Source organism: Rathayibacter sp. CAU 1779 (assembly GCF_054551755.1).
On record NZ_JBTOLK010000001.1, the window covers coordinates 457,577 to 483,897 of the forward strand.

Here is a 26,321-nt window from a genome sequence, read left to right on the forward strand (position 1 = left end):
AACGTCGGCCGAGGCCGCGGCCGCTGTTGTGGAAGTCTGCTGCATCGTCGTTTCGTTCATCGTGTTCGTTCCGGTGTTCATCGGTGCGTCGTCCGCCAGTTCCGTGTCGTCTCTCGGTTGTGTGTCGTCAGTCGGTTGCGTGTGATGGGTCGGTTCCGTTGTTGTTCGCACCGCGGCGTCATCCGTCGATGCGGTGTCGTCCGCGGGATTCAGGCATGCAGAGAGGTCACCTCGAGGTCTCGGTACGTGGCACGCAGGGGCGCCATGTGTCGGAACCCGATCCGCCCGCCGCCGAACACGTCTTCGCTCTCGTCGCGCCAGTCGAACAGGGTCAGATCGTCGATGCCGAATCGCACCGACGACCCGTCCTTCTCCACGCGCACGCGGTAGAACCCGTCAATGTCGGCGATCGCGGGCAGCGGATCAGCCCCCTGCGCAACGAGCTGGAAGCCAGGCGACTTGCGCAGGTTCGCGGTCGTGAAGCGTCGCTCGCTCGACCACTTCCGCCGGTAGTACGACGCGTGCAGCGTACGGATGTCGCCCGAGTGGTACTGCGGGTAGTAGCCGTTCCTTGGCGCGAGGTCTGCCGAGAACAGGTCGGCGCCGATCCCCTCCGCGGCGAAGAAGACCATCGCGAGGCCCTCGTCCGTGAGCGGACGGAACGACCACGAGACGCGGATCCCGTCGGGCAGCTCCTCCGGACACCACACCGTGAAGTGCGCGTGGTCGCCGAGCACCGCCTCATCCCCCGTGCTCTCCAGCTCGAGACCCTCATCCCCCGCGACGGCACGCATCGGACCCTCGCGGATCCAGTCCGCGATGTCGTCCGGTGAGCGCAGCGGGTTGGCATACAGCACCGCTCGCTCCGCCTGTTCCGTCGACCCAGCCGGTCCTGTGGCCTCGGAAGTTCCTGACGCACGACTCACGGCTGCACGCCCCAGCGCCCTGCGGGCTCGACCTGCTCGCCGACCCGGCGCACGGCGTCCAGCGAGTGGGCGACGAACGCGGCGAGCGCACGTGCGCCGTGGGTGTTGAAGTGCGTGTCGTCGTGCACGCCGTCCGGCCAGTACTGCGACTCGCCCGGACCGAAGTGCACGAACAGGCAGCGGGCGTCGTCGCGTCCGAGCCAGGTGTAGAGCCACCGGGTGAACGCGGTGAGGTCGATGACGGGCACGTCCTCGTCCCGGCCGAGGTCGCGCACGATCTGCGGATACGCGCCGTGCGACATCCGCAGTCCGTCGTCCGTGAAGAGCCGGCGTTCGGGCGAGGTCGCGAGCACGGGCGTCGCACCCTTCGCCCGGACCTCGGCAAGGAATGACGTGAGGCGGGCGCGGTAGGCGGCCATGGCATCCGGGAGCGGCCTGGCCTTCTGGTCGTTGTGGCCGAACTGGATGATCACGGTGTCGCCGGGCTGCAGGTCGTTCAGCAGGGCCGACCACCTGCCTTCGTCGATGAAGGACTCCGTGGTGGCGCCGCCGACGGCGTAGTTGGCGACCTCGTCGGCGACGTATTCGTGCAGATATCCGCCCCACCCGCTGAGCGGATGCTCGAGCGGCTTGGGCGGGGCGACGGTCGAGTCGCCCGCGAGTCGGATCGTCATCCCTTCACCGCCCCGATCAGCATGCCCTTGGCGAAGTGCTTCTGCAGGAACGGATAGAAGATCAGCACCGGAATGGTCGCGACCACGATCACCGCGTACTTGATGCCCTGCGACGGCGGAATGTAGCTCGGGTCGCTCTGCTGCGCCGTCGTCAGGTCGGTGGCCGCCGTCACCTGCTGCAGGAACATCTGCAGCGTCCACATCGAGCTGTCGTTGAGGTAGAGCAGTGGCGACATGAAGTCGTTCCAGATGCCCACCGCGTAGAACAGCGCGAACGTCGCGAGGATCGGTTTCGACAGCGGGAGCACGATGCGCATCAGCACCTGGACTTCCGTCGCGCCGTCGACCTTCGCGGACTCCTCGAGCTCCGCAGGCAGATTCTGGAAGAAGTTCTTGATGATGATCAGGCTGAACGGATTGATCGCCAGCGGCAGGATGAGCGCCCAGTACGTGTTGAGCAGTCCGAGCTGCTTCACGATGAGGAACGTCGGAATCATGCCGCCGCCGAACACGAGCGTCACGAGCACCGCGCTGAGGATGAAGTTGCGCCCGGGCAGGTCCTTCTTCGCGAGCGGGTACGCCATCGTCACCGTCATCAGCAACTGGATGACGGTGCCCACCGCCGTCACGAGCACCGTGGTGACCACGGCGCGGGTGAACGAGGGCGTCGTGAAGATCGCGGAGTAGGCGCCGAGGTCGAAGTGATCCGGCCAGAAGAAGAACGGACGCTTCTCCAGCTCGGTCTCCGACGCGAACGACCTGGCGAGCACGAAGAGGAACGGCGCAAGGGCGAGCACGCCCACCAGTGCGAGGAACACGACGTTGACCACGTCGAACGCCTTGCCGCCGCGCGTGTTGAAGCGCTGCGCCTGGCTGCGCGACTTGCGCGGCCCGGTGCCGCGCACAGCGGGGAGTGCGGACGTGCGGCTGTCGTCGAACTGGGGCTCCGGGCTGCTGGAGGTGAACAGCTGAGTCATCAGAAGATCCCGTCCTGGTTGAAGCGTTTGGCGAGCCAGTTCGCGCCGAGGATGAGCACCACGCCGACCACCGCCTTGAACAGGCCGACCGCGGTCGAGTAGCTGTATGCGCCCTGGGTGATGCCGACGAAGTAGACGTAGGTGTCGAACACGTCGGCCACCTGACGGTTCAGGGAGTTGGTCATCAGATAGATCTGCTCGAATCCGGTGTTCAGGATCGAGCCCATCTGCAGGATCAGCATGATGATGATGGTCGGGCGGATGGCCGGCAGCGTCACGTGCCACACCCGCTGGAAGCGTCCGGCGCCGTCGATGACCGCGGCCTCGTACTGTTCCTGGTCCACGGCCGCGAGGGCGGCCAGGAAGATGATCGTTCCCCATCCCGTGTTCTTCCAGATGTCCTGCAGCACGATCAACGGCCGGAACCAGTTCGGGTCCGTGAGGAAGTCGATGTGGGTTCCGAAGACCCCGTTGAAGAAGCTGAACAGTGGTCCGGCGCCCTGTGAGAAGAGCAGGTAGGTGAGGGATGCCACCACCGTCCACGCGAGGAAGTGCGGAATGTAGATGAGGGTCTGCACGGTGCGCTTGAGCACCATCATCCGCATCTCGTTCAGCATGAGAGCCATGAAGATCGTGACCGGGAAGGCGATCACGAGGCTCAGCAACGCCAGGATCAGCGTGTTGCCGAGGAGCCGGAAGAAGTCCGGGTTGTTGAAGAACTGCTCGAACTGCGCGAGTCCCACCCATTGGCTTCCGCCGATGCCGAGGAACGGAACGTAGTCCTTGAACGCGATGATCGCGCCATACATGGGCGCGTACTTGAACAGCGCGAAGTACACCACGCCCGGAACGAGCAACAGATAGAGCCAGCGGTAGCGCACCATGCGCGCCCACAGTCTGTTGTGGCGGGGTTTGCGCTTCCCGATCTTCGCGAACTCGGTCTCGGCGACCAGCTCCGCGATGGGGGCGTCTTGTGTGACGGTCGGCGTCGACATCACTACACCTGCTTACGAATCGAGTGCAGAGGGCGGCCGCATACGACCGCCCTCTGCAGCACTTACTTGTTCTTGTCCGCCTTGTAGAGCTTGTTGATCTCTGCGGTCACCTGGTTTCCGCCGCTGGTCGCCCACTGCTTGAGTGCGGCGTCCAGGCCGGCTTCGTCGATCTGCCCCGCGTCGTACTTGATGCGGGCGTCGGAGATGATGTTGTCGAGCGTCGCCCCGTTCAACACATACGTATTCGAGACGTATGCCGCGGCGGGGTTGAAGACCGCCGACTTGAGGTCGGAGGCCGCCTTCGCCACCTGGGCGTCGTACTGCGTCTGGTCGTACTCGTTCGCCTGGGCCGCGGCGTACGCCTTGTAACCGGACACGGCGATGCCGAGCTGGGCGTAGGACGGGACGACCGAGGTGCTGAGCAGAGTGGACTCAGCGGTCGGCGGATTGATCGCCTCTGAGCGTCCGTCGACGAGGTTGAAGCTCTTGCCCTCGATGCCGTTGTTGATCAGCACCTGCGCTTTCTTGCTGTTGAGCTTGTTCAGCACGGACAGCACCTGACGCAGCTGCGTCTCGGTCTTCACCGACGACTTCGGGATGGCGATGAATCCGGAGTAGCCAGACGTGGGCAGGGCGCGCAGCTTGCCGTCGGGTCCTTCGAGGTTTCCGGTCCACCCGAGCATGTCCTGATACGTGTCGGGGTCGGTCTTCTCGAGCAGGCCGTTGATCTGGCGGACACGGGAGTACGTGTCGATGATGATGCCGCCCTGGCCGTTGAGGAACGGCGTGTTCCAGTCGACCGAGTCCATCGTCGCGTAGTCCGGGTTGATATAGCCGTTCGAGACGATCTTCTTCTCGTACGCGAGCGCCTTCTTCCACTGCGGCGTGGTGAAGCTCTGCACGAGCTTGCCGTCCTTCTGCGTCCACACGTTGCCGGCGCCGAACCAGGACTCGATGGCATCCCACGGGCTGTTCGAGCCGACGGATCCCGGCCACTTCGGCACGATCAGGCCGTAGGTGTCCTTCTTGCCGTCGCCGTCGGGGTCATCCTCGGTGAATGCCTTGGCGATCTTGTAGAGGTCGTCGGTGGTCTTCGGCATCGAGAGGCCGAGCTTCTTCAGCCAGTCCTTGCGGATGATGACGGCGGTGCGCATGGTGTCACGCGGACGGTAGATGCCGTAGACCTTGCCGTTCACGCTGGAGGCCTTCTGCACCGCCGGCGTGTTCGACACCAGGTTCGGGTAGTCCTTCAGGTAGTTCGTCAGATCCCAGAAGGCGCCGGCGTTGGCGCTCTTCACGAACCCGGCGTCCTTGCCCTGGATGACCATGGCGTCGGGGATGTCGTTGCTCGCCAGCGTGATGTTGGTCTTGTCGCCGTACGACGAGTTCGGCACCCAGTTGATGTCGAGATCGGTGCCGAGGATCTTGTTCAGTTGCTGGCCGATCACGTTGTCGGCAGCGGGCGCGCTGGCCGAGAGGAACGGCGCCATCATGGTCATCTTGTCCAGCTTGGGGGCGGCGGTCGAGCTGCTCGCGGTCGTCGGGGACGACGAGCAGCCGACCAGGGCAAGGGCCGTGACGGTCAAGACCGCGGCTCCTGTCATGAATCGTTTCAACGTGACAGACACGAAAACTCCTTTGTGATTTCGGTGTTGGGGGATGTGTGGGCGGATGCCCGGTTATTCAGTGACTCCGAACGTCGGGCTCTGCTGGGGGCGCAAGACGTTCATCGTTGTAATGAAAGAAGGAAAGGCAAAGGGCGGTGCTGAACTGCACCCAGGCGCCGATCGAGACGAACACGACGAGCGCCGGCACGAACACGGAGACGACCGCCACCGCCGCGCAGGTGAGCGCCAGAAGCAGCATCGACACCGGATTCGAGAGCACGAAACGAGTGGCCGTCGGCACATACCGGGCGAGCGGGAGCTCGTAGTTCGCGTACAGCACGGGCAGCAGCACGGTGGCCAGAACGGCGACGAGCACGACGACGCCGACCACGATCGCCAGCAGAACGGATGCCTGCACCACCAGCGTGAACGCCGTCACGATCAGCGCATCGACGACCGCGACCGGCAGCAGAACCGCGTTGGCCCGCCAGAAGTCGCGGCGCCATGTGGCGAGGAACTCACCGAGTCGGGGATCGTGTCCGCTGCGCAGCCGCTCGCGGCACATCGCCACGGTGGCGAACGCCGCAGGAGCGAACCCCAGCACGATGCCGCCCATCAAGGTGAGCACGATCCAGGCGAGGTTGACCTTGGCGATCCAGGTGACGAACTCGGCCACGGTGACGACCCAGGTGTTGACCCCTCGGGAGACGGATGCTCGCGCTGCCGCACCCGAACGGCGTGGCCCCGATTGCGTGGCGTGCGAGGAGGCAGTGGGCGAATGCGGAACGGTCGCAGTGAGTCGCGACATCCGTCACCTCCTCTGTCATCGTCGACGGTAGAAAACGCTTGCTCTCGTTGGTAAACGCTTTCCGCGGGGAAAGTATCCATGAGGCCGGCGGCGCTTGTCAACTTTTCGGGGGTCGACAAGCATGGGTGGGCTCACGCTTGCACGGCGTGGCAGGCTTCGACCGCACAGATCGCTGTGGTCTTACGCTACGCAGGTGATCTGAACCGAGACGAACTGCTCCGATTCCCCGGGGCCCGCGTAGACCCCGCGGATCGGCGCCACATCGTCGTAATCCCTGCCGCGGCCGACCAGGACGTGCCGATCACCGATCTCGGTCAGGTTCGTCGGGTCGAAGCCCCGCCAGGTGCCGCTGAACCACTCGACCCACGCGTGCGACTCGGCGCTCACCGTCTCCCCGATCCTCGGTTCGAGATCGGGGTGAAGGTAGCCGGAGACGTAGCGTGCCGGAATGCCGACCGCCCGCAGGGCGCCGAGCACGACATGCACGATGTCCTGGCAGACTCCGCTGCGTTTCTCCCACGCCTCGGCCGCAGCCGAATGCACGCCGGTCGCTCCAGGCACGTACTGCATCGCCTCACCGACCCGCCGGCAGATGAGGATCGCGGCGGGGTCGGGGGCGTGCGTCTCTGCCTTGGCCTCGCGTGCCAGCCGGATCACGTCCTCCGGAGGCTCTGTGCGAGGAGTCTGCCGCACCTGTTCGACGTAGCCCACCGCGAGCGCGGCGGCCCGTGACACGGTCCGCCAGTCTGCGGGTGATGCGGGCGGGAGCCGCGGCGAGACCTCGACCAGGCTGCGTGCGGTGAGCGTGAGCTCGTGGTGCGGCGTGATCACCTCGAACGCTGTCACCTGCGTTCCCCAGTAGTCGAAGTATCCGAACTGCCGTCCGCCTGGCGAGACCTCCAGGTCTGAGGACAGCACGAGCTGTCCGTCACCGCGCGCAGGGAGCATCCTCGCCTCGTTGTACGAGGCCGTCACGTCCCCTGCATACCGGAAGCCCGTCTTGTGGACGACCTGCATGCGTCTCATGAGCGCTCACCGACCCATTCGGGCAGTGCGTTGATCGGGAAGTATCTGGCGCGTATCGCCTCGCTCGTCGCGCTCGTCGCGCGCTGCACCGTGGCCATGTTCGAGGGAAGGTCGTCCACGATCTCTCCTATCGATCGGTATTCGAGGCTGCTGATCACCTGGCCGAGGAGCGCCGCGGCCTTGTCGGGCACCCCGACCCGGGCTGTCGAGGGCTCGAGATCGCGCGCCGCGGAGAGCGCGTGGGAGACGGAGTACATGATCGAACGCGGGAACAGGCGATCCAGGAGCAGGAACTCGGCAGCGTTGCGAGCGGACGCCACACCCCTGTAGGTGCGCAGATACGCCTCGTACGCACTGCACGAGCGAAGGATCGTCGTCCAGCTGACGCCTGTCACCTGGGTCAGCGACCGCGTCGCCAGCAGGCGAGCTGTCATGTCGGCGCGCTCGAGATTTCGTCCCAGCCGGTAGAAGTGCCAGGCTTCGTCGCGGCCCATCAGCGACTCGTTGATGCCCACGGCCAGCGCTACCCGGTCCCTGACCCAGTGAAAGTAGGTGTGCACCTTGTCCGGCGTCACCCGCCGGGGTGCGCCGGCCGCCGTCGTGTTGAGGCACTCCCAGAGCTCGGCCGAGACGATCTCGCGTGCACGCCGCGCGTTCTCCCTTGCAGACCACAGGCTGAAGGCGATCGATGCGGACTGTTTCCGGTCGACGGCGAGAAGCTGCAGCACGTCGTTGCGACCGACGGATGCGAGATCCGTGTCGACCGAATCCGCTCCGACTCCCATCACGGCCAGCAACGAACGGCACGCGTCGTCTTCCTGCGCCCACGGGTCCTCGAGCAGCAGTTGGAGGTGGGCGTCCAGAATGCGCGCGGTCCCGTCCGCTCTCTCCAGGTAACGACCGATCCAGAACAGCGACTCCGCGATCCGACTGAGCATCATCGCTCCTGCACCGCGTCGTCCTGCTGTTGCTGTTCCTGCTGTTGCTGTTGCTGTTGCTGTTGCTGTTGCTGTTGCTGTTGCTGTTGCTGTTGCTGTTGCTGTTGCTGTTGCTGTTGCTGTTGCTGTTGCTGTTGCTGTTCGTTTTCGTACTGCGAGACCCCCATCGGGGTGCCCACGACGGAGGGAAGTGACGGGGTGGTGACGACGGGGGCGGATCCTCCGGGTGCCGATTGTGCTGCAACGAGGTCCCTGACGCGCTGAGACTCGTCCGCCGTCACGATCGGCAGTTCGCCGGTACGCAGCCTGTCAGGGTTCTCCAGTACCCAGGTGTCCTTCGATCCTCCGCCCTGCGACGAATTGACGACGAGTTGGCCGGCAGGAAGCGCCACTCTGGTGAGTCCACCTGGAAGCACCCACACGTCGTTGCCGTCGTTCACCGCGAACGGCCGCAGGTCGGAGTGCCGGGGTCGGATACCGTCATCCACGAGCGTGGGAATCGTCGAAAGCTGCACGACGGGCTGGGCGATCCAGCCTCGGGGGTCACGTTGCAGGCGGCGCCGGAGATCCTGCAGTTCGCGCGACGAGGCATCCGGGCCGATGATCAGGCCTTTTCCTCCCGAGCCGTCGACCGGCTTCACCACCAGTTCATTGAGCCGGTCCAGGACTTCCTCGAGAGAGCGGGGGTCTTCCAGACGCCAGGTGTCCACGTTGGGCAGCGAAGGCTCCTCACCGAGGTAGTACCTGATGAGGTCGGGCAGGTAGGTGTACACCAGTTTGTCGTCGGCGACACCGTTGCCCACCGCGTTCGCGATCGTCACGTGGCCCCTGCGGGCGGTGGCAAGAAGACCGGGAGCACCGAGCACGGAGTCGGCACGGAACTGCAGCGGGTCGAGGTAGTCGTCGTCGACGCGTCGGTAGATGACGTCCACCCTCGCCGGTCCGTTCGTGGTGCGCATCCACACGTAGCCGTCGGCACAGTACAGGTCACGTCCCTCCACGAGCTCGACGCCCATGAGCCGGGCGAGAAGCGTGTGCTCGAAGTACGCCGAGTTGAAGACGCCGGGAGTAAGCACGACGATCGTGGGATCCGCGACGTCCTCCGGCGCGGCCGCTCTGAGCGCGCCGAGCAGCCGATACGGGTAGTCGCCGACCGGCCGCACGCGCATGCTCATGAACAGCTCGGGAAGCGTCTGCGCCATGATGCGCCTGTTGGAGATCACGTAGCTGACGCCACTGGGCACGCGCACGTTGTCCTCGAGCACGCGCATCACACCGTTCTCGTCGCGGATCAGGTCGATGCCGGAGACCTGGATGCGCACCCCGTTCGGACTCTCGATGCCGTACGCCTGCCGGTGGAAGTGTGTCGACGAGCCGATGACGGATGCCGGCACCACCCCGTCCCGCACGCACAGTTGCGCGCCGTACACGTCGCCAAGCAGCGCCTCCAGCGCCCTCACCCGCTGCTGCACTCCGGTCTCGACCACCGCCCACTCGTCAGCGTCGATGACGCGCGGCACGGCATCCAGCGGGAACGGGCGTTCCTCGCCGGCGAAGTCGAACGTGACACCCTGCGCGAGATACGAGCTGGCCAGCGCCTCCGTTCGACCGCGGAGTTCGTCCTGCGACATCCGCGCGAGGGCCGCATGGACATCGGCGTAGGCGGATCGCGGCGCCCTGGGTGCATCGTCCGCATCGGCGAACATCTCATCCCACGCCGACGTCCCACGACGTCGTTTCGTCGTCGCGTAGCCGTGGAAGAGGTCGCCCATGCGCCGACGGTAAGCCCGCGACATTGCGCCGGTGTTGCCTGGTGGTTTCGGCGAGCGCATCCGGAGATGACGCTGTGCACGTGCGTGGTCGTCGACCGGAACGGTCGCCGCGCATCCGACGACATAGAGTCGATCCGTGAGTCTCGTCGTCAGTCTTCCCGGATCCGCCCTCCTCGACGCTTACCGCGCACTGCCAGGCGATGAGCCGGCATGTGTCGAATTCGTCACGTGGGATCTGAGGTCACCCGCGCCACGCGATCATTTCGACATCGTCGTGCCGCCCTACATGGGTGCCACTCCCCTGCTGGACGCGCTGGACGGCGTGCACGCCCGGCTGGTGCAAAGCCAGTCGATCGGGTTCGACGGCGTCGCGAAGGTGCTGCCGCTTGGCAACGTGTTCGCGAATGCGGCATCCGTGCATGAGACCTCGACGGCCGAGCTCGCGGTGGGGCTGATCCTTGCAGCACAGCGCGGCATCCCCGACTTCGTCAGGGCCGCCGAGCGTGGCGAGTGGGCGCCTGGGCGGTATCCGAGTCTCGCCGATCGTCGCGTGCTCATCCTGGGCTACGGCGGAGTCGGCAAGGCCGTTGACGTGCGGCTCGCGGGATTCGAGGTCGAGGTGACCCGCGTGGCATCCCGCGCCCGTGACGAAGACGGCGTGCACGTGCACGGCATCGACGAGTTGCCGCAGCTGCTGCCGCACGCCGACATCGTCGTGATCGGAACCCCGCTCTCGGATGCCACACGCGGCCTCGTCGACGACACCTTCCTCACCGCACTTCCCGAGGGCGCCCTCGTGGTGAACGTCGCGCGCGGACCCGTCGCCGACACGGATGCCGTGCTGAAGCACGCCACGTCCGGTCGCCTTCGCTTCGCGCTCGACGTGACGGATCCGGAGCCGCTGCCGGCGGGGCATCCGCTCTTCGCGCTCCCCAACGTGCTCATCTCGCCTCACGTCGGCGGTGCGACCAGCGCGATGATGCCCCGCATGGCGCGCCTGCTGCGCCGCCAGATCGAGCGGATGCTCGCCGGCGAGCCCCCGCTCAACGTGGTGCTGCGCACGTAGGCCGCCGCGGGCGGCATCCACGATCCGCGAGCCCGCATGATGTTGCCGAGCCACCCTCCGATTCACGCGAATTCAGGGGTGGCTCGGCACCACGGGGGTGGGTCGGCGGCAGAGGAGCGGGTCGGCGGCAGAGGAGCGGGTCGGCGGCAGAGGAGCGGGGCGCTGCCCTGACTGGTTACGCGGCCGCGTCCTCCTGCTGCGCCGACGCATCCCCGAGGGCGGCGACCTCATCCGGGGTCAGCTGCAGCGTGACGGACTCGAGCAGAGCCGGCAGCTGCTCAACGGTTCGCGCGCTGGCGAGCGGAGCCACCACCGTGGGCTGCTCGCGCAGCCAGGCGAGCGAGACGGCAGCGATGGATGCGTTGTGCGACTCCGCGATCTCGTCCAGCGTGTCGAGCACGCGGCGGCCACGTTCGTCGAGGTACTTCGACGCGCCGTGTGCTCGCGCGCTCTCGACGACCGCGCCGTCGCGGTATTTGCCGGTGAGGAATCCGGATGCCAGCGAGTAGTACGGAACGACCCCCAGCCCGTAGTGCTCCGCGCGCTCGGCGAGGCCGGCCTCGAAGTCGCGCTCGACCAGGTTGTAGTGCGGCTGCAGCGCGACGGCGCGGTGGAGTCCGTTCTTCTCCGTCGCCTCGAACCACTCGTCGATGCGCTCCGGCGTGTAGTTCGAGATGCCGATGGCGCGCACCTTGCCGGCATCCACAAGTTCGGAGAGCGCACCGACCGTGTCCGCGAGCGGGATGGCCGGGTCGTCGAAGTGCGCGTAGTAGAGGTCGAGGTGGTCGACCTGCAGGCGGCCCAGCGAGGCATCCGCTGCGGCCTTGATGTTCGCGGGACCGAGGCCCTTGAACTGCGGATGAGTGCTCACCTTGGTCGCGATGACGAAGGAATCGCGGTCCGTGCGGTGCGACAGCCAGCGTCCGATCAGCCGCTCCGACTCCCCGCCGTGGTTGCCGGGCACCCAGTGCGAATAGCCGTCGGCGGTGTCGATGAAATTGCCGCCGGCATCTGCATACGCATCCAGCACGGCGAAGGATGCGTCTTCGTCGGCGGTCCATCCGAAGACGTTGCCGCCGAGCGACAGGGGGAAGACCTCGAGCGTGGACTCGCCGAACGAGGCGGATCCCAGCCGGCTGCGTGGTGCGGACATGCATTCTCCTTCGTGTCGAACGGCGTCCGCTCGCGGGCCGCCGCATCGGCGACCGACTCGTGACCGGTCGCGGTGGACGTCGCCTGCGACGCGCCCTCTAACCTCCAACATTTCTCGCGCCGGCGCATTCCGCGTGCGTCGTACTTCGTCACGTCTGGCGCCCGCGGGCTCGCAGACCCGGAGACTCTGATCGCGCCATTTGCGCACAGTCGCGCCGTCCTCGCTGGCGCGATAGTGCGCACATGGCGCGGTAGCGCGTGCACGAACGTTTGGCGCGTGTGCACGCGCTGGCTCGCTGGTGGATGCGGTGGGTGCTGACGGCTGGGGGTGCTGATGGCTCGCGATGCGGATGGCTGAGCCGAAGGCGGCTTACGTGGCTGTGGTCCGACCACAGTGGTACGCTCATTTCCCGTGAGCAGCGTTGTGGTCGGACCACAGGGTGGGGCGCAGGCGGACGCGCCGGATCCGGCGCCGCTGCCCGCCTCCCGCGCGTGGCGCGTCGCCCTCGAGCACGTCGAGTCCCGGCTGCTGAGCGGCGAGCTCCAGCCGGGCGACCACCTTCCGCCGGAGCGTCAGCTTGCCGCGGATCTGGGCGTCGGACGCTCGTCGGTGCGCGAAGCGATCCGGGTGCTCGAGGTGCTCGGGCTCGTGCGAACCGCGACCGGAAGCGGTCCGAACGCCGGCGCGATCATCGTGGCATCGCCCGAGGGCGGCATGAGTGCCGTCATGCGACTGCAGGTGGCCGCGCACGGATTCCCGATCGCGGATGTCGTGCAGGCGCGACTCGTGGTGGAGCCGGCGATCGCGGCACACCTCGCCCGGACAGTCTCCGGCCGACCGGACGCCGAGCGCGAGGCTGAACTGTCGCGGGCATCCGCTCTGCTCGACGCGATGGACGTGCCTGGGCTCGAGCCGGCGGAGTTCCTCGCGCTGGACGCACGGTTCCACGTCGCGCTGGCCGAGGCATCCGGAAACACGGTGCTGAGCGCCACGATGGCGGGGCTTCGCGACTCGATCGAGAGCTACGTGCTGCAGGCCGTGCCGAATCTGCCGTCGTGGTGGGCGACATCCGCTCGGCTGCGCGCAGAGCATCGTGCGATCGTGCGTGCCGTCGAGCGGGGAGACGCGAACGGTGCAGCACAGCTGGTTCACGCGCATGTCGCCGGCTACTACGCCGAGTCGCGCATGACCGGCACGGTGCCGCCCACCGAACCCGAGCGGCCCGCGCAAAGACCGCCGAGCACGCCACCCACTCCAAGCACATCACCCACTCCGAGAAGTCAGTAGATGCGATCTCTCAACGCTGCAGACCGCGCTTGTCGACTTCTCGAGTGAGGAGAGAGGGTCGGGAGCTCGCGAATTCGCCGACCAACAAGACAACACGACGTAAGGAAGAAGGAGACCCGAGATGGTGCAGAGACAGTTCCCCAACGCGCGCGAGCTCGCCGCGCTGATGCAGTTCAAGAAGCCGCAGCTCGACGCGAAGAAGCGCCGCCTGGACGCCGCGTACACGATCGACGACCTGCGCACGATCGCGAAGCGCCGCACCCCGAAGGCTGCGTTCGACTACACGGACGGATCTGCGGAAGGTGAGATCAGCCTCGCCAGGGCGCGGCAGGCGTTCCAAGACGTGGAGTTCCATCCGGACATCCTGCGGCCGGCGGTCGACGTTGACACGTCGACGCAGATCCTGGGCGGCCCGTCGGCGCTGCCTTTCGGCATCGCACCGACGGGCTTCACCCGACTGATGCAGACGGAGGGCGAGGTCGCCGGAGCCGGTGCGGCCGGTGCTGCGGGCATCCCGTTCACGCTGTCCACGCTCGGCACGACGTCGATCGAGGGTGTGAAGGCAGCGAACCCGAACGGCCGCAACTGGTTCCAGCTGTACGTGATGCGTGAGCGCGAGGTCTCCTACGGCCTGGCAAGGCGTGCGGCCGAGGCTGGATTCGACACGCTGATGTTCACGGTGGACACCCCCATCGCCGGCGCGCGCCTGCGCGACAAGCGCAACGGATTCTCGATCCCGCCGCAGCTGACGCTCGGAACGATCGTCAACGCCATTCCGCGTCCGTGGTGGTGGATCGACTTCCTGACGACTCCCCCGCTCGAGTTCGCGTCGCTGTCCTCAACGGGAGGCACGGTCGGCGACCTGCTCGACGCCGCCATGGACCCGACGATCAGCTACGAGGACCTGGCCGTCATCCGCGAGATCTGGCCGGGCAAGATCGTCATCAAGGGCGTGCAGAACGTCAAGGACTCCAAGCGGCTCATCGACCTGGGGGTCGACGGCATCGTGTTGTCCAACCACGGCGGCCGCCAGCTCGACCGCGCTCCCGTGCCGTTCTGGCTGCTGCCGGATGTCGTGCGCGAGGTCGGCAAGGACGCCACCGTCATGATCGACACCGGCATCATGAACGGAGCCGACATCGTGGCATCCGTGGCGCTCGGCGCCAAGTTCACCCTCATCGGACGCGCCTATCTCTACGGCCTGATGGCCGGCGGACGGCAGGGCGTGGACAAGACCATCGAGATCCTGTCGACCCAGCTCGTGCGCACCATGCGACTGCTCGGAGTCTCGTCGCTCGAGGAGCTCAACCCGTCGCACGTCACCCAGCTGGCGCGGCTGCAGCCGGTGCATCGCGCGGCCGTCGAGGTCGCCGAAGCCGCACCCGCCCGCCCGCGGGCCGCGTCGTCGCGCTCCCGCTCGACGTCCGCGACGAAGGCGGCGGAGAGTACGAAGGCGACCGCCGGGGCGAAGACGGCCGGGGCGAAGAAGTAGGGCCGCGCGCACGCATCGACGCCGCTTGTCGAGCCCGCCGAAAGTAGTCCGGGTTTCGCTCCCCATCGCGCGGAGGCCGTCGCGCCGCTTCGCGACGTGCCGGCAACGGCGGGCGGGGCCCCGGCTCAACCGGCGACGGGAATGCTCAACCAGCGGTGGCAGCTGGGCGGAGGGCAGTGCGGCGCGGCGGACGTCCGTAGGGCGAGAGCGTGAGCACGGTGTCCGGCATGCCGAGTCCGCTCTCATTCGACACCTCGACCACCCGTGCCGCCGACGTCTCGGGATCCGTGTGCGGGAGCGTCGCCTCGGCGAGCGCCGCCGCGAGGTCGTCCAGAGCGGCAAAGTCGTCGGGCGACAGCTCGATCTTCTGGATCTGCGGATCCGTGAACTGCTCGAGGGGACCCCAGGCATCCCAGAGCAGCGGCTCACGCCCGTTCACAGCGGCCAGATCCATCACGAGGTTGTGCGCGAGGTAGGGCCAGGATCGCAGGAACACGATCGGAGTCGACGGATCGACGACGAACCGCTCCGGGTCGATGGCGCCAGTGCGGGCGGCGTGCCAGGCATCCGCTCCCACCAGGAAACGGTCGCGCGGAACGTCGAGCAGGTCGAGCGGCGTGCCCGTCTCCTGGTCGGGGAAGCCGTCGGGCATCTGCGGCTCGACGAGCATCCAGCGACGGGCAGCGGCGTCCCACACCTCGGCGATCACGTGGTCGAGCCACCAGCCGCGCATGAGGTAGCCGCCGAATCCGATGCGCATGCGCGTCGGGATGCCGGCCTCCCTCGCCAGCGCGACGAAGACCAGCGTGAAGTCGCGGCAGCATCCCAGAACGCGCGCCAGGTCGTCGCGCGGTGCCGTGATGGATCCGGGCTGCAGCTCGCGCGCCCGGCCGAGGATGGCATCCGCGTACCGTAGGTCGATCTCGTCGAGGCGTTCCTGCGCGAAACCCAGCGCCGTCGGATCGCCCGACGCACGGTAGTGGAAGACGAGCGTGCTCGCGACGCGACGGATGCCGGCCACGGTGCGCGGAGCATCCGCGAGCCAGTCGCGCTGCTCGCCCGGATCGCTGAACACGGTCTGCCGCGCGTAGTCGACGGCGGGACGGATGACGCTGTCTGGCGTGACGGAAAGGGTGCTGTGCTCGCTCATGACGACCTCTCTCTGGTACGGACGGGATACCGACGGACCAACCGACCGCCGGATCGCCGGATCGTCGGATCGACCGATGCAGTTCGTCTCCCTCATGTTCTGGCCCCTCACACCGTGTGAGGGTCAAGGGATCGAGCCGATATTCGCGAGATTCGCGGTGAAGGTCGCCACGATCGGACGGCATCGCGCGGTGCAGCCCGGCGATGAACGTTTCGGCGCTCGCACTCGTGTCACCACTGCGCGTCCCGGCCGCGATCGACGACGCAATGCCCGAGGCAATGTCCGACGCGCTGCTCGATGCAGCGGTCGAGACGGATTGCCGGACGCACCGACGGGACGGACGCGCAGACTGAATGAGACACGACGGCGGGAGGCGGCATGACGGCGGATGACGCGGCCCTGCTGCGCGCGCTGCACGACGAGCATGCGCCGGCGCTCTGGCGGTACGTCGTCTCGCTGACGGGCGACGCCGCCCAGGCGGATGACATCGTGCAGGAGACCCTGCTGCGCGCCTGGCGCAAGCCGAGCGTGCTCGACCAGAGCGAGGCATCCGCTCGGGCGTGGCTGTTCACGGTGGCACGCAACCTCGTGATCGACGGCACGCGCAGTGCACGGCATCACCACGAAGTGACCACGGACACGCTTCCGGATGCCCCGACCGGCGACGACACAGACGCCCGCCTCGACGCGTGGCTGATCGCCGACGCGCTCTCGACGCTGTCGATGGAACACCGTTCCGTCATCGTGCACGCGTACTACGGAGGACGCTCGACGGCGGAGATCTCGCGCGAACTGGGCATTCCGGAGGGGACGGTCAAGTCGCGCATGCACTACGGACTGCGAGCCCTGCGGCTCGCGCTCCAGGAGAAGGGGGTGACCCGATGAGCGATCACGACATCCGCACCGACGGGACCGCCGCCGATCACGAGCGCTTCGCCGAGTGGGATGCCGCCTACGTGCTCGGCGCCCTCTCGCCCGTCGACCGCCGCGTCTTCGAGGAGCACCTCGCCACCTGCCCGGCGTGTTCGGCCTCGGTAGGCGACTTCGCCGGCATGCCCGGCCTGCTGAGCGCCCTTCCGCGCGACGAGGCCACGGTGCTGCTCGACGACGAGCCCCCGCAGGTCCCCGACTTCATGCCATCCCTCCTCCATCGGGTGCGCCGCCGCCGCCGCGCACGCCGGTGGACGTTCGCAGGCGCCCTCGTCGCAGCGGCAGGCGTGGCCGCAGCGGTCGCGCTGATTGTCCCCGCCGTGGTGGCCGCACCGCCCGCTGCCACGGTGGCGACGAACCTCACGGATGTGCGTCCCTCCGAGTACGGAGCCCCGCCCATCACCGCACACGTGACGCTCACGACGAAATCGTGGGGTACCTCGGTCGGCATGGTCTGCGACTGGAAGGCCGACTCGAGCTGGTCGCCGGCTTCGAAGGGCACCACGCGGTGGGACTACGGGCTGTGGGCGATCTCCAGCGACGGCACCGAGGACCGCGTCTCGACGTGGACGGCCGGGCCGGGCGACGTGGTGCGCACGACTGGATCCACGTCGATTCCGGTCGACCACATCGCCCGCCTCGAACTGCGCGCACTCGACACGGGAGCGGTGCTGCTGGCCGCGCCGGTGCACGCGTCGAGCTGATTGTCAGATCAGGGCCTTGAGCGCCCGCAGCATCTGCTGCTCATCCTCGATCTGGCCGCCCTCGTGTCCGTTGTACGGCCAGATGTCGATCTCCTTCGACGCTCCGGCGTACGCGTTGAACGCGCCGAAGACCGTCGACGGCGGGCACACGTCATCCATCAGCGCGGTCGTGAACCATGCGGGCGCCGTGGCGCGCTTGGCGAAGTTGACGCCGTCGAAGTAGGCGAGCACGCCGTGAACGGCTTCGATCCGATCACGGTGCACGGCAAGGTACCGGCCGATCTCCTTGTACGGGTGTGAGTCCGTGATCACGGATGCCCGACGGAAGTCGCAGAGGAACGGCACGCGCGGGAAGGCGGCGAAGAGATCCGGAACGAGGCCGGCGACCGCGAGGGTGATGCCACCGCCCTGGCTGGCTCCGGCCACGATCGTCTTGGATGCGTCCACCTTCTCGAGCGAGCGGGCCGCGTCGACGGCGCGCACGGCATCCGTGAACAGCCGCCGGTAGTAGTAGGTGTCGGGGCTCTCGATGCCGCGGGTCATCACGCCGGGGTACGCGGGGCCGCTGCCGTCTGGATCGGCCGTGGCACCGATGCTCCATCCGGAGCCCTGACCGCGCGTGTCCATGTGGAAGTGCGCGAAGCCTGCGGATGCCCACAGCAGGTTCTCGAGAGCGTGCCCGCGACCGCCGCCGTATCCCTGATACTGCACGATCGTGGGCAGCGGACCGGATGCTCCGGCGGGCACGCGCAGCCACGCCTTGATCGGCTGGCCGCCGAACCCGTTGAACGTGACGTCGAACGTGTCGATGCTCGTCAGGCCGGTGTCGATGGGAACCAGCTCGACATCGAGCGGGAACGCCCTGGCCTCACCCAGAGTTCGCGCCCAGAAGGCGTCGAAGTCGTCGGGGTCGAGCTGGTCGCTGGTGCGGACGCGGAGCTGCGCTTCGGGGAGGTCGACAAACATCCGACCATTTTATGGTTGTTCAGCCCGCTCCCTTACCGCTGAACGTCTGTACCGCCGGAGTGCGTCAGCTGCGGCCCATGCCGCGATAGCGCCATCCTGCGGCCACCCAGGCGTCTCGATCCAGTGCATTGCGGCCGTCGATGATGGTCGCGCCGGCCACGAGGTCGCGGGCGGCGACGGGGTCCAGGCCGACGTATTCCGGCCATTCCGTGACGAGGATCACCAGGTCGGCGCCCCGGAGGGCATCCGTCACGTCGTCGGTGTACTCGAGCTGCGGATGCCGCACCCTCGCGTTCGCCACTCCCTTGGGGTCCACGGCGACCACGGCCGCGCCGAGTCCCTTGAGCGCGACCGCCACGTCGAGCGCCGGCGAGTCCCGCACATCGTCCGAGTGCGGCTTGAACGTGACGCCCAGCACCGCCACCTTGCGTCCCACGACGGATCCGCCCAGCTCCGACGTCGCGAGGTCGACCACGCGCTTGCGACGTCGCAGGTTGATGCCGTCCACTTCCTTGAGGAATGCGACCGCCTCGCCCCGGCCGAGCTCTTCGGCGCGCGCGGTGAACGCGCGGATGTCTTTGGGCAGGCATCCACCGCCGAAGCCGACGCCGGCGTTCAGGAAGCGGCGGCCGATGCGGGTGTCGTGGCCGATGGCATCCGCGAGCTGCGTCACGTCGGCGCCCGTCGCCTCCGCGATCTCGGCCATGGCGTTGATGAACGAGATCTTCGTGGCGAGGAAGGCGTTGGCCGCCACCTTGACCAGTTCCGAGGTGGCGAAGTCCGTGACCATGCGTGGCGTGCCGAGCTCGAGCGCGTGCGCGTAGACCTCGTCGAGCACGGCGACGGATCCGTCGTCTCCCGGCTCGACGCCGTACACCAGCCGGTCGGGCTCGACGGTGTCGCGTACGGCGTATCCCTCGCGCAGGAACTCCGGATTCCAGACCAGCCGAGCCCCCGTCTTGTGGATCCGCTCGGCGACCTTCGCGGCCGTGCCGACCGGCACCGTGCTCTTTCCGACGACCACGTGCCCGGGGCCGAGGTGCGGAAGGAGGGCGTCGATCGCGGCATCCACGTAGCGGAGGTCTGCGGCGTTGCCATCCGAGGTCTGCGGCGTCCCGACGGCGACGAAATGCACGGTGGCGTCCGCTGCGGCGGCGGGATCCGTCGTGAAGCGCAGCCGCCCCGACGCGATCGACGCGGTGAGCAGCTCCGGCAGCTCCGGCTCGAAGAACGGCGGCTCGCCGTGCGCCAGCCGTGCGATCTTGAGCGCGTCAACGTCGATGCCGACGACATCGTGTCCGAGCTTCGCCATCGCGGAGGCGTGCACCGCGCCAAGATAGCCGCAACCGGTCACCGAGATTCTCATGGTCTCCTCACGGGGTGTGCGCGGGGCGGGACCCGCGGGCGGAGGCGGCGCACGGCATCCGTGTCGGCATTCGATGCGCCCCGCACGAACGTACCCCGAGGAGGTGAACGGATGCCGACCCCCGCGCCGCGCGAGCCCCTCGCCTGAGGGCCGCCAGACGTTAGGATTCCTCGCATGGAAGCAGAGATTCCGGCGGGATGGTACCCGAATCCGTGGAACGACGCGGAGGAGCTGTACTGGTCCGGCACCGAGTGGACCGGAATCTCCCGTGCGGTGCATCGCACTGCCTCGGTCGGCCAGGGGGCGAGCGCGGAGTCCCAGGTCGAGGAGTCGACGATCATGCGTCCGGTCGCCGGTCACTACGCGGCGAACGGAGCGACCCCTGGCGGCATCGTTCCGCCGTCCTTCGGCGCGGATTCGGTCGCTCCCGTGGCACCGGTCGTCTCCCAGTACGCCGCCCCGCAGCCCATCGCGCCGCAGTACGCTGCGCCGCAGCCTGTTGCTCCGCAGTACATCGCCCCGGCTCCCGCTCCGTACGTGCCGCAGACACCCGTTGGTGCGCCCTCGGCCGCATCCCCCGATGCATCGGCCTTCGCCCCCATCTCTCAGCACGTCGAGCAGTCCTATCCGACCGTTCCGTACAGCGAGATGCAGCGACGCGATTCGGCCGCGGCATATTCGACGCCTGAGCAGGCGCAGCAGCACGCGTCGGCGCAGCAGACCTCAGCACAGCCGTACGCACCGCCATACGCACAGCAGTCGTACGCTCAGCAGACCTACGCGGCACCGCCGACCTACTCCGCTCCTCCCGCTCCGGACGCCTCCGGCCCGGCGCTGCTGGAGGCGAGCGGAGCGGATCCGATCGCCGAGACCCAGTACCGCCAGCTACCGGATGCCGGGCAGCAGCGTGCGGGGCTGCCGGCAGCAGCATCCGGATACCCGACGGATCCCGGGCAGCCCGACGACCTCGCGTATCCGGATCCCGCGGATGCCGCGACCATCCGCTGGGCACTGGGCGACAGCGCCCCGGCGCGACCTGCTCCGAACCCGAGGGCGCGTTTCGGCGTCATCGCGATGATCGCCGGCATCGTCGCCGCGGTCTTCTCGTTCCTGCCCATCCTCAGCTTCGCCGCGTGGATCCCGGCGTTCGCCGCCATCGCCTTCGGCATCATCAGCTACCTCGGCGGCAAGCCGCGCGCCTTCGCGCTCACGGGCATCATCGCCGGAGGCGCCGCACTCGCGGTGGGCACGGGAGTCTCGATCTGGTACCTCGTGACCTGGGGCACGCTCGCCCACTGAGGCGACGGGCTACCGCTTCGACCGACTACCGCACACCGCGCATCAACCGGCGGATCAGCGGCGCCATGAGCGCCAGCACCACACCGATCACGATCGCTATCGCGCCGAGGATACCGAAGTACCACCCTTCAGTCTCCGGCGAGTAGAGCTCCGCGAGCTGTCCGCTCAGCGCTGTGCCGAGCGCAACGGAGAGGAAGAACAGCGCCACCATCTGGGCGTGGAAGTGTCCCGGCGCCAGCTTCGTCGTGACCGAGAGCCCGACGGGAGACAGCAACAGTTCCGCGACGGTGAACACGAAGAGGATGCCGACCATCGCGATGAGCGGCGTGCTGTTCTTCCCGCCCCCGGCGAACGGCAGGAACAGCAGGAACGCGACACCCATGATCGCCGTGCCGAGCGCGAACTTGATCGGCGTCGACGGCTGTCGCTCGCCGAGCTTCGTCCAGATTGCGGCGAACACACCGCTCAGGATGATGATGAAGATCGGGTTGATGGACTGCACCCACGAGATCGGGAACTCCCATCCGAAGAGATCGCGGTTCAGACGGGTGTCCGAGTAGAACGTGACAACGGTGAACTGCTGCTGGTACAGCGACCAGAACGCGGTGCTCGCGATGAAGAGCGGAATGAACGCGTAGACGCGGCTGCGCTCGACATCCGTCAGCCTGCTGCTCAGGATGACCGCGAAGTACGCGATGGCCGCCACGATCGTGACGATGATGACGACCAGCGAGAGGTTCGTGGCGCGGATGACGCCCAGCAGCACCAGCAGTACGATGACGACGACGGCCCCGATCGCGATGCCGACCCACAGTCCGTAGCGCGAGCGCGGCAGCGGATTGGGCACGACGCTCGCCTCGGCCGGGAGGCGTTTGCGGCCGAACGAGTACTGCACGAGTCCGATCGCCATGCCCAGTGCGGCCAGGCCGAATCCGAAGTGGAACCCGATCGTGTCCTGCAGCAGCCCGGTCAGCAGCGGACCGAAGAACGCGCCAAGGTTGATGCCGAGGTAGAAGATCGAGAAGCCGGCATCCCGTCGCGGGTCGTGCTCGCCGTACAAGGTGCCAACGACCGCCGTGGCGTTGGCCTTGAGGCCCCCGGATCCGACCGCGATGAGCACCAGCCCGACACCGAGGCCGGGGATTCCGGGGATGAGCGCCAGGGACAGGTGGCCGCACATGATGACGATGGCGCTGTAGAACAGCACGCGCTCGGATCCGAGCAGCCGGTCAGCGACCCACGCCCCGATGATCGTGGACAGGTATACGGCGCCGCCGTACGCCCCGACGATGCCGGCGGCGACCGCCTTCGGCAACGCGAGACCGCCGTCCGCGACCGAGAAGTAGAGGTAGAGCAGCAGGATGCCCTGCATGCCGTAGAAGGAGAACCTCTCCCACATCTCCACCCCGAAGATGTTGGCCAGCGATCTCGGCTGACCCAGGAAGGTCTTCTCGTGTTCGTTCCGCGTCGTGTCGGTCGGCGCCCCCGCGTCCGCACTCATGATCCTCAGGCTATGGCCGGTCGGCGGCATGGACCAGCCCCGCGCCGGTCCCTCTCCGTTTCCGTCGGCACGTGCGATGCGGGCCCACACAGCGGGAGTCCGTTTCAAGTGCAGAAAATGTCAACGACAGCTCTCACCATGCGCATTTTCTGCAGTTGAAGGGCGGTCTCAGTGGAGCCATATCACCGGACGTTGCCGCGTGAGGAGTGCGAGAACGACGAGCGCTTGTGGAAACTGCGCCCGCGACATCCGTTCCGCCGCCACACTCTGAGGATGCCCGCCCGCAGGCCCTTGCCGCCGCACCTCCCGACAATGTCGTTCCGCGTGAGCGAACGCGAGTTCCATCAGCTGTCGCCTGGCAGGCTCCGTGCCCATGACCTCGATGCCCACTTCCATGGGATCCGTAGCGTCGGCCTCGACATCGGTTTCTCCTTCGAGCGGGCCAGGATCTACGCCCCACGATTGCGCAGCGGCCAACTCTTCTGCGGCGTCACTGCGGCGCAGCTCTGGGAGATCCCGCTGCCGCTGCACCTTCAGAGATCGACAACCGTACACGTAGGCGACCTGCGCGGCAGCGTCCCACGGACGAAGGGGGTGATCGGTCACGCGCTCCGATACGGGGACCGTCGCGACATCCAGGAGCTTCCGCTTGTCTCGCCGGCCCAGACCTGGTGTCAACTCGCAGCCGTGCTGTCGCGTGAAGATCTCGTCGCGGCCGGCGACTTCCTCATCACGGGAAAACGGCGTCCCCAAGGCGGACGCGAAGCTCCGCTCTGCTCTCTCGATGATCTGGACGATGCTGCTACCCGAATAGGCCGACAACCGGGAGCTGCGAACGTCCGCTGGGCACTCCCGCGGCTGCGCAGGGGTGCAGACTCGCGCCCCGAGTCGCTGTGGCGGCTGACGCTCGTCGCCCACCGCCTGCCGGAACCGGTGGTGCAGCATCCTGTCTCAGTCGCGGGAGGGCTGGTGCTGCATCCGGATCTGGCCTACCCGACCATACGACTCGGCATCGAGTACGAGGGAGAGGGCCATCGCACGGACAAGAAGCAATGGCGCGCCGATCTTCGGCGCGTCGCGCTGTTCGAGGATGCCGGGTGGCGGATCATCCACGTGACCCAGGCCGACCTCGACGATCCCACCGTGATCGTCGGAATCATCCGCCGCGCACTGCGCAACGCGACCAAGTGAGATTCCGTTTCAACCGCAGAAAATGCGCATGGACCAACTGCGCATCCGCATTTACTGCGGTTGAAACGACATCTCGATGGGCCCCGGGGCGCGCACCGCGGCGATGCGGCGCGGCCGCTACACCGCGGCGTTCGCCTGCGCGATCAGGCCGTCGACGACCTCGTCGCTGATGCCGACGCCGGGGAACCGCACGATGCGGCGCATCGGCATCGAGCCCATCATCGCCATGAGCTCCTGGTTCTGGAACATGCCGACGGCCTCCGGGTTCTGCGCAGCGGCCTGCTGCATCACGCCGGCGAGCACCTTCTGGCCGCCCGGATGCTTCATCCACTCCGCGAGGGACGACTGACGGTCGAGCGGCACCACCGGTTCGTCGGTCCGCAGCTCGACGCTGCCCTGCTCGCGGATGTCGCGCGAGCTCGCCCCGACCAGGATGTCGACGCCCCCGTTCTCCACGTACCACCGCTTCAGCACGGGGTGGAAGTAGGCGAAGTCGCGGTATCCGAGAGTGAAGCTCACCTCGCGGCTCTCGCCCGGCTCAAGGGCGACCACGCGAAACCCGCGCAGCTCGTTCTGCGGACGCCGCACCTCGGCGCTCGGCGCGCTCACGTACAGCTGCACGACTTCGCGGCCGGCAACCTTGCCCGTGTTGGTCACGGTGACGGACGCGTGCACGGCGAGGTCGGCATCCGCTCCCTCCGCGCTGAGCGAGAGGCCCGAGAACTCGAAGCTCGTGTAGGAGAGGCCGTGGCCGAACGGATAGCTGACCGGCAGCTCGCGCGCGTCGTACCAGCGGTAGCCGACGAAGACGCCGTCACCGTAGGAGAGGTGTCCGTCGCGTCCGGGGTAGTCGAGGAACGCGGAGTTGTCCTCGAGCTTCTCGGGGATGGTCTCGGTGAGACGTCCGGACGGGTTGGTGACGCCGAACAGGATGTCGGCGGTCGCGCCGCCGCCTGCCTGCCCGAGGAGCCATCCCTCGAGGATCGCGCGGGCTCCGGCCTCCCAGGTCGACACCCGAACCGCGGATCCGTTCGAGAGCACGACGACGAGGTTCGGATTCGCCTGAGCCACCTCGGCGAGCAACGCCAGCTGGTCGGCCGGCAGGTCGATGTGCTCGCGGTCGTATCCCTCGGACTCCGCAACCGACGGAAGCCCGAGGAACAGCACGACGAATTCGGCAGCGGATGCCACAGCCACCGCATCACGCGTCAGCTGGTCGGCATCCCCACTGCCGTCGAGCGTGAAGCCCGGTGCGAACGTGACATCGGATCCGGCGATCCTGCGCATCTCGGTGAGCGCGTCGTCCAGTCGCGTCGGCTCGATCTGCGAGCTGCCAGCGCCCTGGTACCGCGGGTTGCGGGCGAACTCGCCGATCACGGCGATAGACGCCTCGGGCGAGAGCGGCAGGATGCCGCCGTCGTTCTTGAGCAGCACCGCCGCCCGCGACGCGACCTCGCGTGCCAGCGCGTGATGCTCCTCGACCTGCTCGTTCGGGACGGCGAGCGCCGTCCCGTCGGCCGGCTTCAGGTCCGCATGGTCGAAGACGAGCTTGAGCACATTGCGCACGGCGGCGTCGAGGGATGCCTCGTCAAGGGATCCGGCCCGCACCGCCGCCACAATGGCAGCGGGGCCCGCCTCCGATTCGGGCATCTCGAGGTCGAGGCCGGCCGCGACGGCGGCGTCCCTGTCGTTCACCGCTCCCCAGTCGGAGACGAGAAGGCCCTCGAATCCCCATTCGTCACGCAGCACCTGGGTGAGCAGCCACGGATCCTCGGTGGCGTAGACGCCGTTCAGCTTGTTGTACGCCGCCATGACCGTGGCGGGAGCGGCATCCTTGACGGCGCGCTCGAATCCGGCGAGGTAGATCTCGCGGGCGGTGCGCTCGTCCATGTCGGCGCTCACACGGAAGCGATCCGTCTCCTGGCTGTTGGCCGCGAAGTGCTTGAGCGACGTTCCGACGCCCTTGGACTGGATGCCGCGGATCAGCGCCGCACCGAGTTCGCCGGCGATCAACGGATCCTCGGAGAAGTACTCGAAGTTGCGCCCGCACAACGGCGAGCGCTTGATGTTGATGCCCGGTCCGAGCAGCACCTGCACGTCGAGGGCGATGGACTCGTCGCCCAGTGCCGCTCCGACGCGCTCCACGAGTTCCGCGTCCCACGTGGATCCGAGCCCCACTGCGGGTGGGAAGCAGGTGGAGGGATAGCTGCCGCCGATCCCGTTCTCCTGGTCGGCCGGCTGACGGCGCACGCCGTGCGGACCGTCACTCAGGGTGATCGCCGGGATCCCGAGGCGTTCGATCGCCCGGGTATGCCAGAAGCCGTCGCCCGTGACGAGCGCCGCCTTCTCTTCGAGAGTGAGCTGGGAGATGAGGGCATCGACGTCGTTGGCCATGGCATCCATTGTGTCCGCCGTTGCATCGATCGTGCTGAAAACCCCGGATGCATCGATGGTGCTGAAAACCGGAGGGATCGCGCTCTCGACACGAGAACC

Annotated in this window: 22 protein-coding genes; 7 read left to right on the forward strand and 15 right to left on the reverse strand. The window is 67.5% G+C overall.

What is annotated here, in order from left to right; genetic code table 11:
• Positions 1-209: 209 nt before the first annotated feature.
• From ACX9R5_RS01965 to ACX9R5_RS02005, 9 genes are all read right to left on the reverse strand, one after another.
• A complete protein-coding gene (locus ACX9R5_RS01965) occupies positions 210-857 on the reverse strand; it encodes a DUF1961 family protein (RefSeq protein ID WP_459407331.1) in 648 nt (215 codons plus the stop codon).
• Between the two features lie 65 nt (positions 858-922).
• A complete protein-coding gene (locus tag ACX9R5_RS01970; protein ID WP_459407332.1) occupies positions 923-1,600 on the reverse strand; it encodes a rhamnogalacturonan acetylesterase in 678 nt (225 codons plus the stop codon).
• The gene (locus ACX9R5_RS01975) at positions 1,597-2,577 is read right to left on the reverse strand and encodes a carbohydrate ABC transporter permease (RefSeq protein WP_459407333.1); all 981 of its coding nucleotides are present in this window, start codon (positions 2,575-2,577) and stop codon (positions 1,597-1,599) included. Before ACX9R5_RS01975 ends, ACX9R5_RS01970 begins: the two co-directional genes overlap by 4 nt.
• Positions 2,577-3,572 (reverse strand): ABC transporter permease, encoded by a 996-nt coding sequence (locus ACX9R5_RS01980; RefSeq protein ID WP_459407334.1) that lies wholly within the window; start codon positions 3,570-3,572, stop codon positions 2,577-2,579. The genes ACX9R5_RS01975 and ACX9R5_RS01980 overlap by 1 nt, the downstream gene beginning before the upstream one ends.
• Before the next feature lie 62 nt (positions 3,573-3,634).
• Positions 3,635-5,200: an extracellular solute-binding protein gene (locus ACX9R5_RS01985; protein ID WP_459407335.1), complete on the reverse strand. Its 1,566-nt coding sequence runs from the start codon at positions 5,198-5,200 to the stop codon at positions 3,635-3,637.
• A 55-nt stretch (positions 5,201-5,255) separates the two neighbouring features.
• Positions 5,256-5,987: a YesL family protein gene (locus ACX9R5_RS01990; RefSeq protein WP_459407336.1), complete on the reverse strand. Its 732-nt coding sequence runs from the start codon at positions 5,985-5,987 to the stop codon at positions 5,256-5,258.
• Positions 5,988-6,167: 180 nt separating this feature from the next.
• The gene (locus ACX9R5_RS01995; RefSeq protein ID WP_459407337.1) at positions 6,168-7,013 is read right to left on the reverse strand and encodes a transglutaminase family protein; all 846 of its coding nucleotides are present in this window, start codon (positions 7,011-7,013) and stop codon (positions 6,168-6,170) included.
• Positions 7,010-7,951, reverse strand: a complete 942-nt coding sequence (locus tag ACX9R5_RS02000) for an alpha-E domain-containing protein (RefSeq protein WP_459409010.1) — start codon at positions 7,949-7,951, stop codon at positions 7,010-7,012. Before ACX9R5_RS02000 ends, ACX9R5_RS01995 begins: the two co-directional genes overlap by 4 nt.
• Complete coding sequence (locus tag ACX9R5_RS02005; protein ID WP_459407338.1) at positions 7,951-9,723, reverse strand: circularly permuted type 2 ATP-grasp protein; 1,773 nt, start codon at positions 9,721-9,723, stop codon at positions 7,951-7,953. The genes ACX9R5_RS02000 and ACX9R5_RS02005 overlap by 1 nt, the downstream gene beginning before the upstream one ends.
• A gap of 136 nt (positions 9,724-9,859) precedes the next feature.
• Between ACX9R5_RS02005 and ACX9R5_RS02010 the strand changes: the two genes are divergently transcribed.
• The gene (locus tag ACX9R5_RS02010) at positions 9,860-10,789 is read left to right on the forward strand and encodes a 2-hydroxyacid dehydrogenase (protein WP_459407339.1); all 930 of its coding nucleotides are present in this window, start codon (positions 9,860-9,862) and stop codon (positions 10,787-10,789) included.
• Between the two features lie 175 nt (positions 10,790-10,964).
• Here the strand turns inward: ACX9R5_RS02010 and ACX9R5_RS02015 are convergent, their stop codons facing one another.
• On the reverse strand, positions 10,965-11,942 hold the full coding sequence (locus tag ACX9R5_RS02015; protein WP_459407340.1) for an aldo/keto reductase: 978 nt from the start codon (positions 11,940-11,942) through the stop codon (positions 10,965-10,967).
• A 411-nt stretch (positions 11,943-12,353) separates the two neighbouring features.
• On the opposite strand from ACX9R5_RS02015, the gene ACX9R5_RS02020 reads away from it, so the two are divergent.
• Both ACX9R5_RS02020 and ACX9R5_RS02025 read left to right on the forward strand, forming a co-directional pair.
• Positions 12,354-13,229: a FadR/GntR family transcriptional regulator gene (locus ACX9R5_RS02020; RefSeq protein ID WP_459407341.1), complete on the forward strand. Its 876-nt coding sequence runs from the start codon at positions 12,354-12,356 to the stop codon at positions 13,227-13,229.
• A 121-nt stretch (positions 13,230-13,350) separates the two neighbouring features.
• Positions 13,351-14,721 (forward strand): alpha-hydroxy acid oxidase, encoded by a 1,371-nt coding sequence (locus ACX9R5_RS02025; protein ID WP_459407342.1) that lies wholly within the window; start codon positions 13,351-13,353, stop codon positions 14,719-14,721.
• A 145-nt stretch (positions 14,722-14,866) separates the two neighbouring features.
• On the opposite strand, the gene ACX9R5_RS02030 is transcribed toward ACX9R5_RS02025, so the two are convergent.
• The gene (locus ACX9R5_RS02030; protein ID WP_459407343.1) at positions 14,867-15,871 is read right to left on the reverse strand and encodes a transglutaminase domain-containing protein; all 1,005 of its coding nucleotides are present in this window, start codon (positions 15,869-15,871) and stop codon (positions 14,867-14,869) included.
• A gap of 378 nt (positions 15,872-16,249) precedes the next feature.
• Here ACX9R5_RS02030 and ACX9R5_RS02035 point away from each other — a divergent pair, with 378 nt between their 5' ends.
• Together ACX9R5_RS02035 and ACX9R5_RS02040 are read left to right on the forward strand one after the other, a co-directional pair.
• Complete coding sequence (locus ACX9R5_RS02035; protein WP_459407344.1) at positions 16,250-16,756, forward strand: sigma-70 family RNA polymerase sigma factor; 507 nt, start codon at positions 16,250-16,252, stop codon at positions 16,754-16,756.
• Entirely contained in the window at positions 16,753-17,505 is a 753-nt protein-coding gene (locus ACX9R5_RS02040; RefSeq protein ID WP_459407345.1) for an anti-sigma factor family protein, read from the forward strand. The genes ACX9R5_RS02035 and ACX9R5_RS02040 overlap by 4 nt, the downstream gene beginning before the upstream one ends.
• Positions 17,506-17,508: 3 nt before the next feature.
• On the opposite strand, the gene ACX9R5_RS02045 is transcribed toward ACX9R5_RS02040, so the two are convergent.
• Positions 17,509-18,471 (reverse strand): acetylxylan esterase, encoded by a 963-nt coding sequence (locus tag ACX9R5_RS02045; RefSeq protein ID WP_459407346.1) that lies wholly within the window; start codon positions 18,469-18,471, stop codon positions 17,509-17,511.
• 64 nt (positions 18,472-18,535) lie between these two features.
• The gene (locus ACX9R5_RS02050; RefSeq protein WP_459407347.1) at positions 18,536-19,837 is read right to left on the reverse strand and encodes a UDP-glucose dehydrogenase family protein; all 1,302 of its coding nucleotides are present in this window, start codon (positions 19,835-19,837) and stop codon (positions 18,536-18,538) included.
• A gap of 174 nt (positions 19,838-20,011) precedes the next feature.
• Between ACX9R5_RS02050 and ACX9R5_RS02055 the strand changes: the two genes are divergently transcribed.
• Positions 20,012-21,136 carry an MntP/YtaF family protein gene (locus tag ACX9R5_RS02055; RefSeq protein ID WP_459407348.1) on the forward strand — a complete coding sequence of 375 codons (1,125 nt, stop codon included), beginning with the start codon at positions 20,012-20,014 and terminating at the stop codon, positions 21,134-21,136.
• Positions 21,137-21,161: 25 nt separating this feature from the next.
• On the opposite strand, the gene ACX9R5_RS02060 is transcribed toward ACX9R5_RS02055, so the two are convergent.
• Positions 21,162-22,637, reverse strand: a complete 1,476-nt coding sequence (locus ACX9R5_RS02060) for a peptide MFS transporter (RefSeq protein ID WP_459407349.1) — start codon at positions 22,635-22,637, stop codon at positions 21,162-21,164.
• Positions 22,638-22,961: 324 nt separating this feature from the next.
• Between ACX9R5_RS02060 and ACX9R5_RS02065 the strand changes: the two genes are divergently transcribed.
• Positions 22,962-23,828 carry a hypothetical protein gene (locus ACX9R5_RS02065; RefSeq protein WP_459407350.1) on the forward strand — a complete coding sequence of 289 codons (867 nt, stop codon included), beginning with the start codon at positions 22,962-22,964 and terminating at the stop codon, positions 23,826-23,828.
• Between the two features lie 117 nt (positions 23,829-23,945).
• Here ACX9R5_RS02065 and ACX9R5_RS02070 read toward each other — a convergent pair whose 3' ends face one another.
• The gene (locus tag ACX9R5_RS02070) at positions 23,946-26,222 is read right to left on the reverse strand and encodes a glycoside hydrolase family 3 C-terminal domain-containing protein (protein WP_459407351.1); all 2,277 of its coding nucleotides are present in this window, start codon (positions 26,220-26,222) and stop codon (positions 23,946-23,948) included.
• Positions 26,223-26,321 lie beyond the last annotated feature (99 nt).

Excerpts from the sequence above, each read along its gene's own strand:
- ACX9R5_RS01970 (WP_459407332.1), bottom strand. The coding sequence starts at position 1,600 with ATGACGATCCGACTCGCGGGCGACTCGACCGTCGCCCCGCCCAAGCCG.
- ACX9R5_RS01975 (WP_459407333.1), bottom strand. The coding sequence starts at position 2,577 with ATGACTCAGCTGTTCACCTCCAGCAGCCCGGAGCCCCAGTTCGACGAC.
- ACX9R5_RS01980 (WP_459407334.1), bottom strand. The coding sequence starts at position 3,572 with ATGTCGACGCCGACCGTCACACAAGACGCCCCCATCGCGGAGCTGGTC.
- ACX9R5_RS01990 (WP_459407336.1), bottom strand. The coding sequence starts at position 5,987 with ATGTCGCGACTCACTGCGACCGTTCCGCATTCGCCCACTGCCTCCTCG.
- ACX9R5_RS01995 (WP_459407337.1), bottom strand. The coding sequence starts at position 7,013 with ATGAGACGCATGCAGGTCGTCCACAAGACGGGCTTCCGGTATGCAGGG.
- ACX9R5_RS02000 (WP_459409010.1), bottom strand. The coding sequence starts at position 7,951 with ATGCTCAGTCGGATCGCGGAGTCGCTGTTCTGGATCGGTCGTTACCTG.
- ACX9R5_RS02005 (WP_459407338.1), bottom strand. The coding sequence starts at position 9,723 with ATGGGCGACCTCTTCCACGGCTACGCGACGACGAAACGACGTCGTGGG.
- ACX9R5_RS02015 (WP_459407340.1), bottom strand. The coding sequence starts at position 11,942 with ATGTCCGCACCACGCAGCCGGCTGGGATCCGCCTCGTTCGGCGAGTCC.
- ACX9R5_RS02025 (WP_459407342.1), top strand. The coding sequence starts at position 13,351 with ATGGTGCAGAGACAGTTCCCCAACGCGCGCGAGCTCGCCGCGCTGATG.
- ACX9R5_RS02030 (WP_459407343.1), bottom strand. The coding sequence starts at position 15,871 with ATGAGCGAGCACAGCACCCTTTCCGTCACGCCAGACAGCGTCATCCGT.
- ACX9R5_RS02035 (WP_459407344.1), top strand. The coding sequence starts at position 16,250 with ATGACGGCGGATGACGCGGCCCTGCTGCGCGCGCTGCACGACGAGCAT.
- ACX9R5_RS02040 (WP_459407345.1), top strand. The coding sequence starts at position 16,753 with ATGAGCGATCACGACATCCGCACCGACGGGACCGCCGCCGATCACGAG.
- ACX9R5_RS02045 (WP_459407346.1), bottom strand. The coding sequence starts at position 18,471 with ATGTTTGTCGACCTCCCCGAAGCGCAGCTCCGCGTCCGCACCAGCGAC.
- ACX9R5_RS02050 (WP_459407347.1), bottom strand. The coding sequence starts at position 19,837 with ATGAGAATCTCGGTGACCGGTTGCGGCTATCTTGGCGCGGTGCACGCC.
- ACX9R5_RS02055 (WP_459407348.1), top strand. The coding sequence starts at position 20,012 with ATGGAAGCAGAGATTCCGGCGGGATGGTACCCGAATCCGTGGAACGAC.
- ACX9R5_RS02060 (WP_459407349.1), bottom strand. The coding sequence starts at position 22,637 with ATGAGTGCGGACGCGGGGGCGCCGACCGACACGACGCGGAACGAACAC.
- ACX9R5_RS02070 (WP_459407351.1), bottom strand. The coding sequence starts at position 26,222 with ATGGCCAACGACGTCGATGCCCTCATCTCCCAGCTCACTCTCGAAGAG.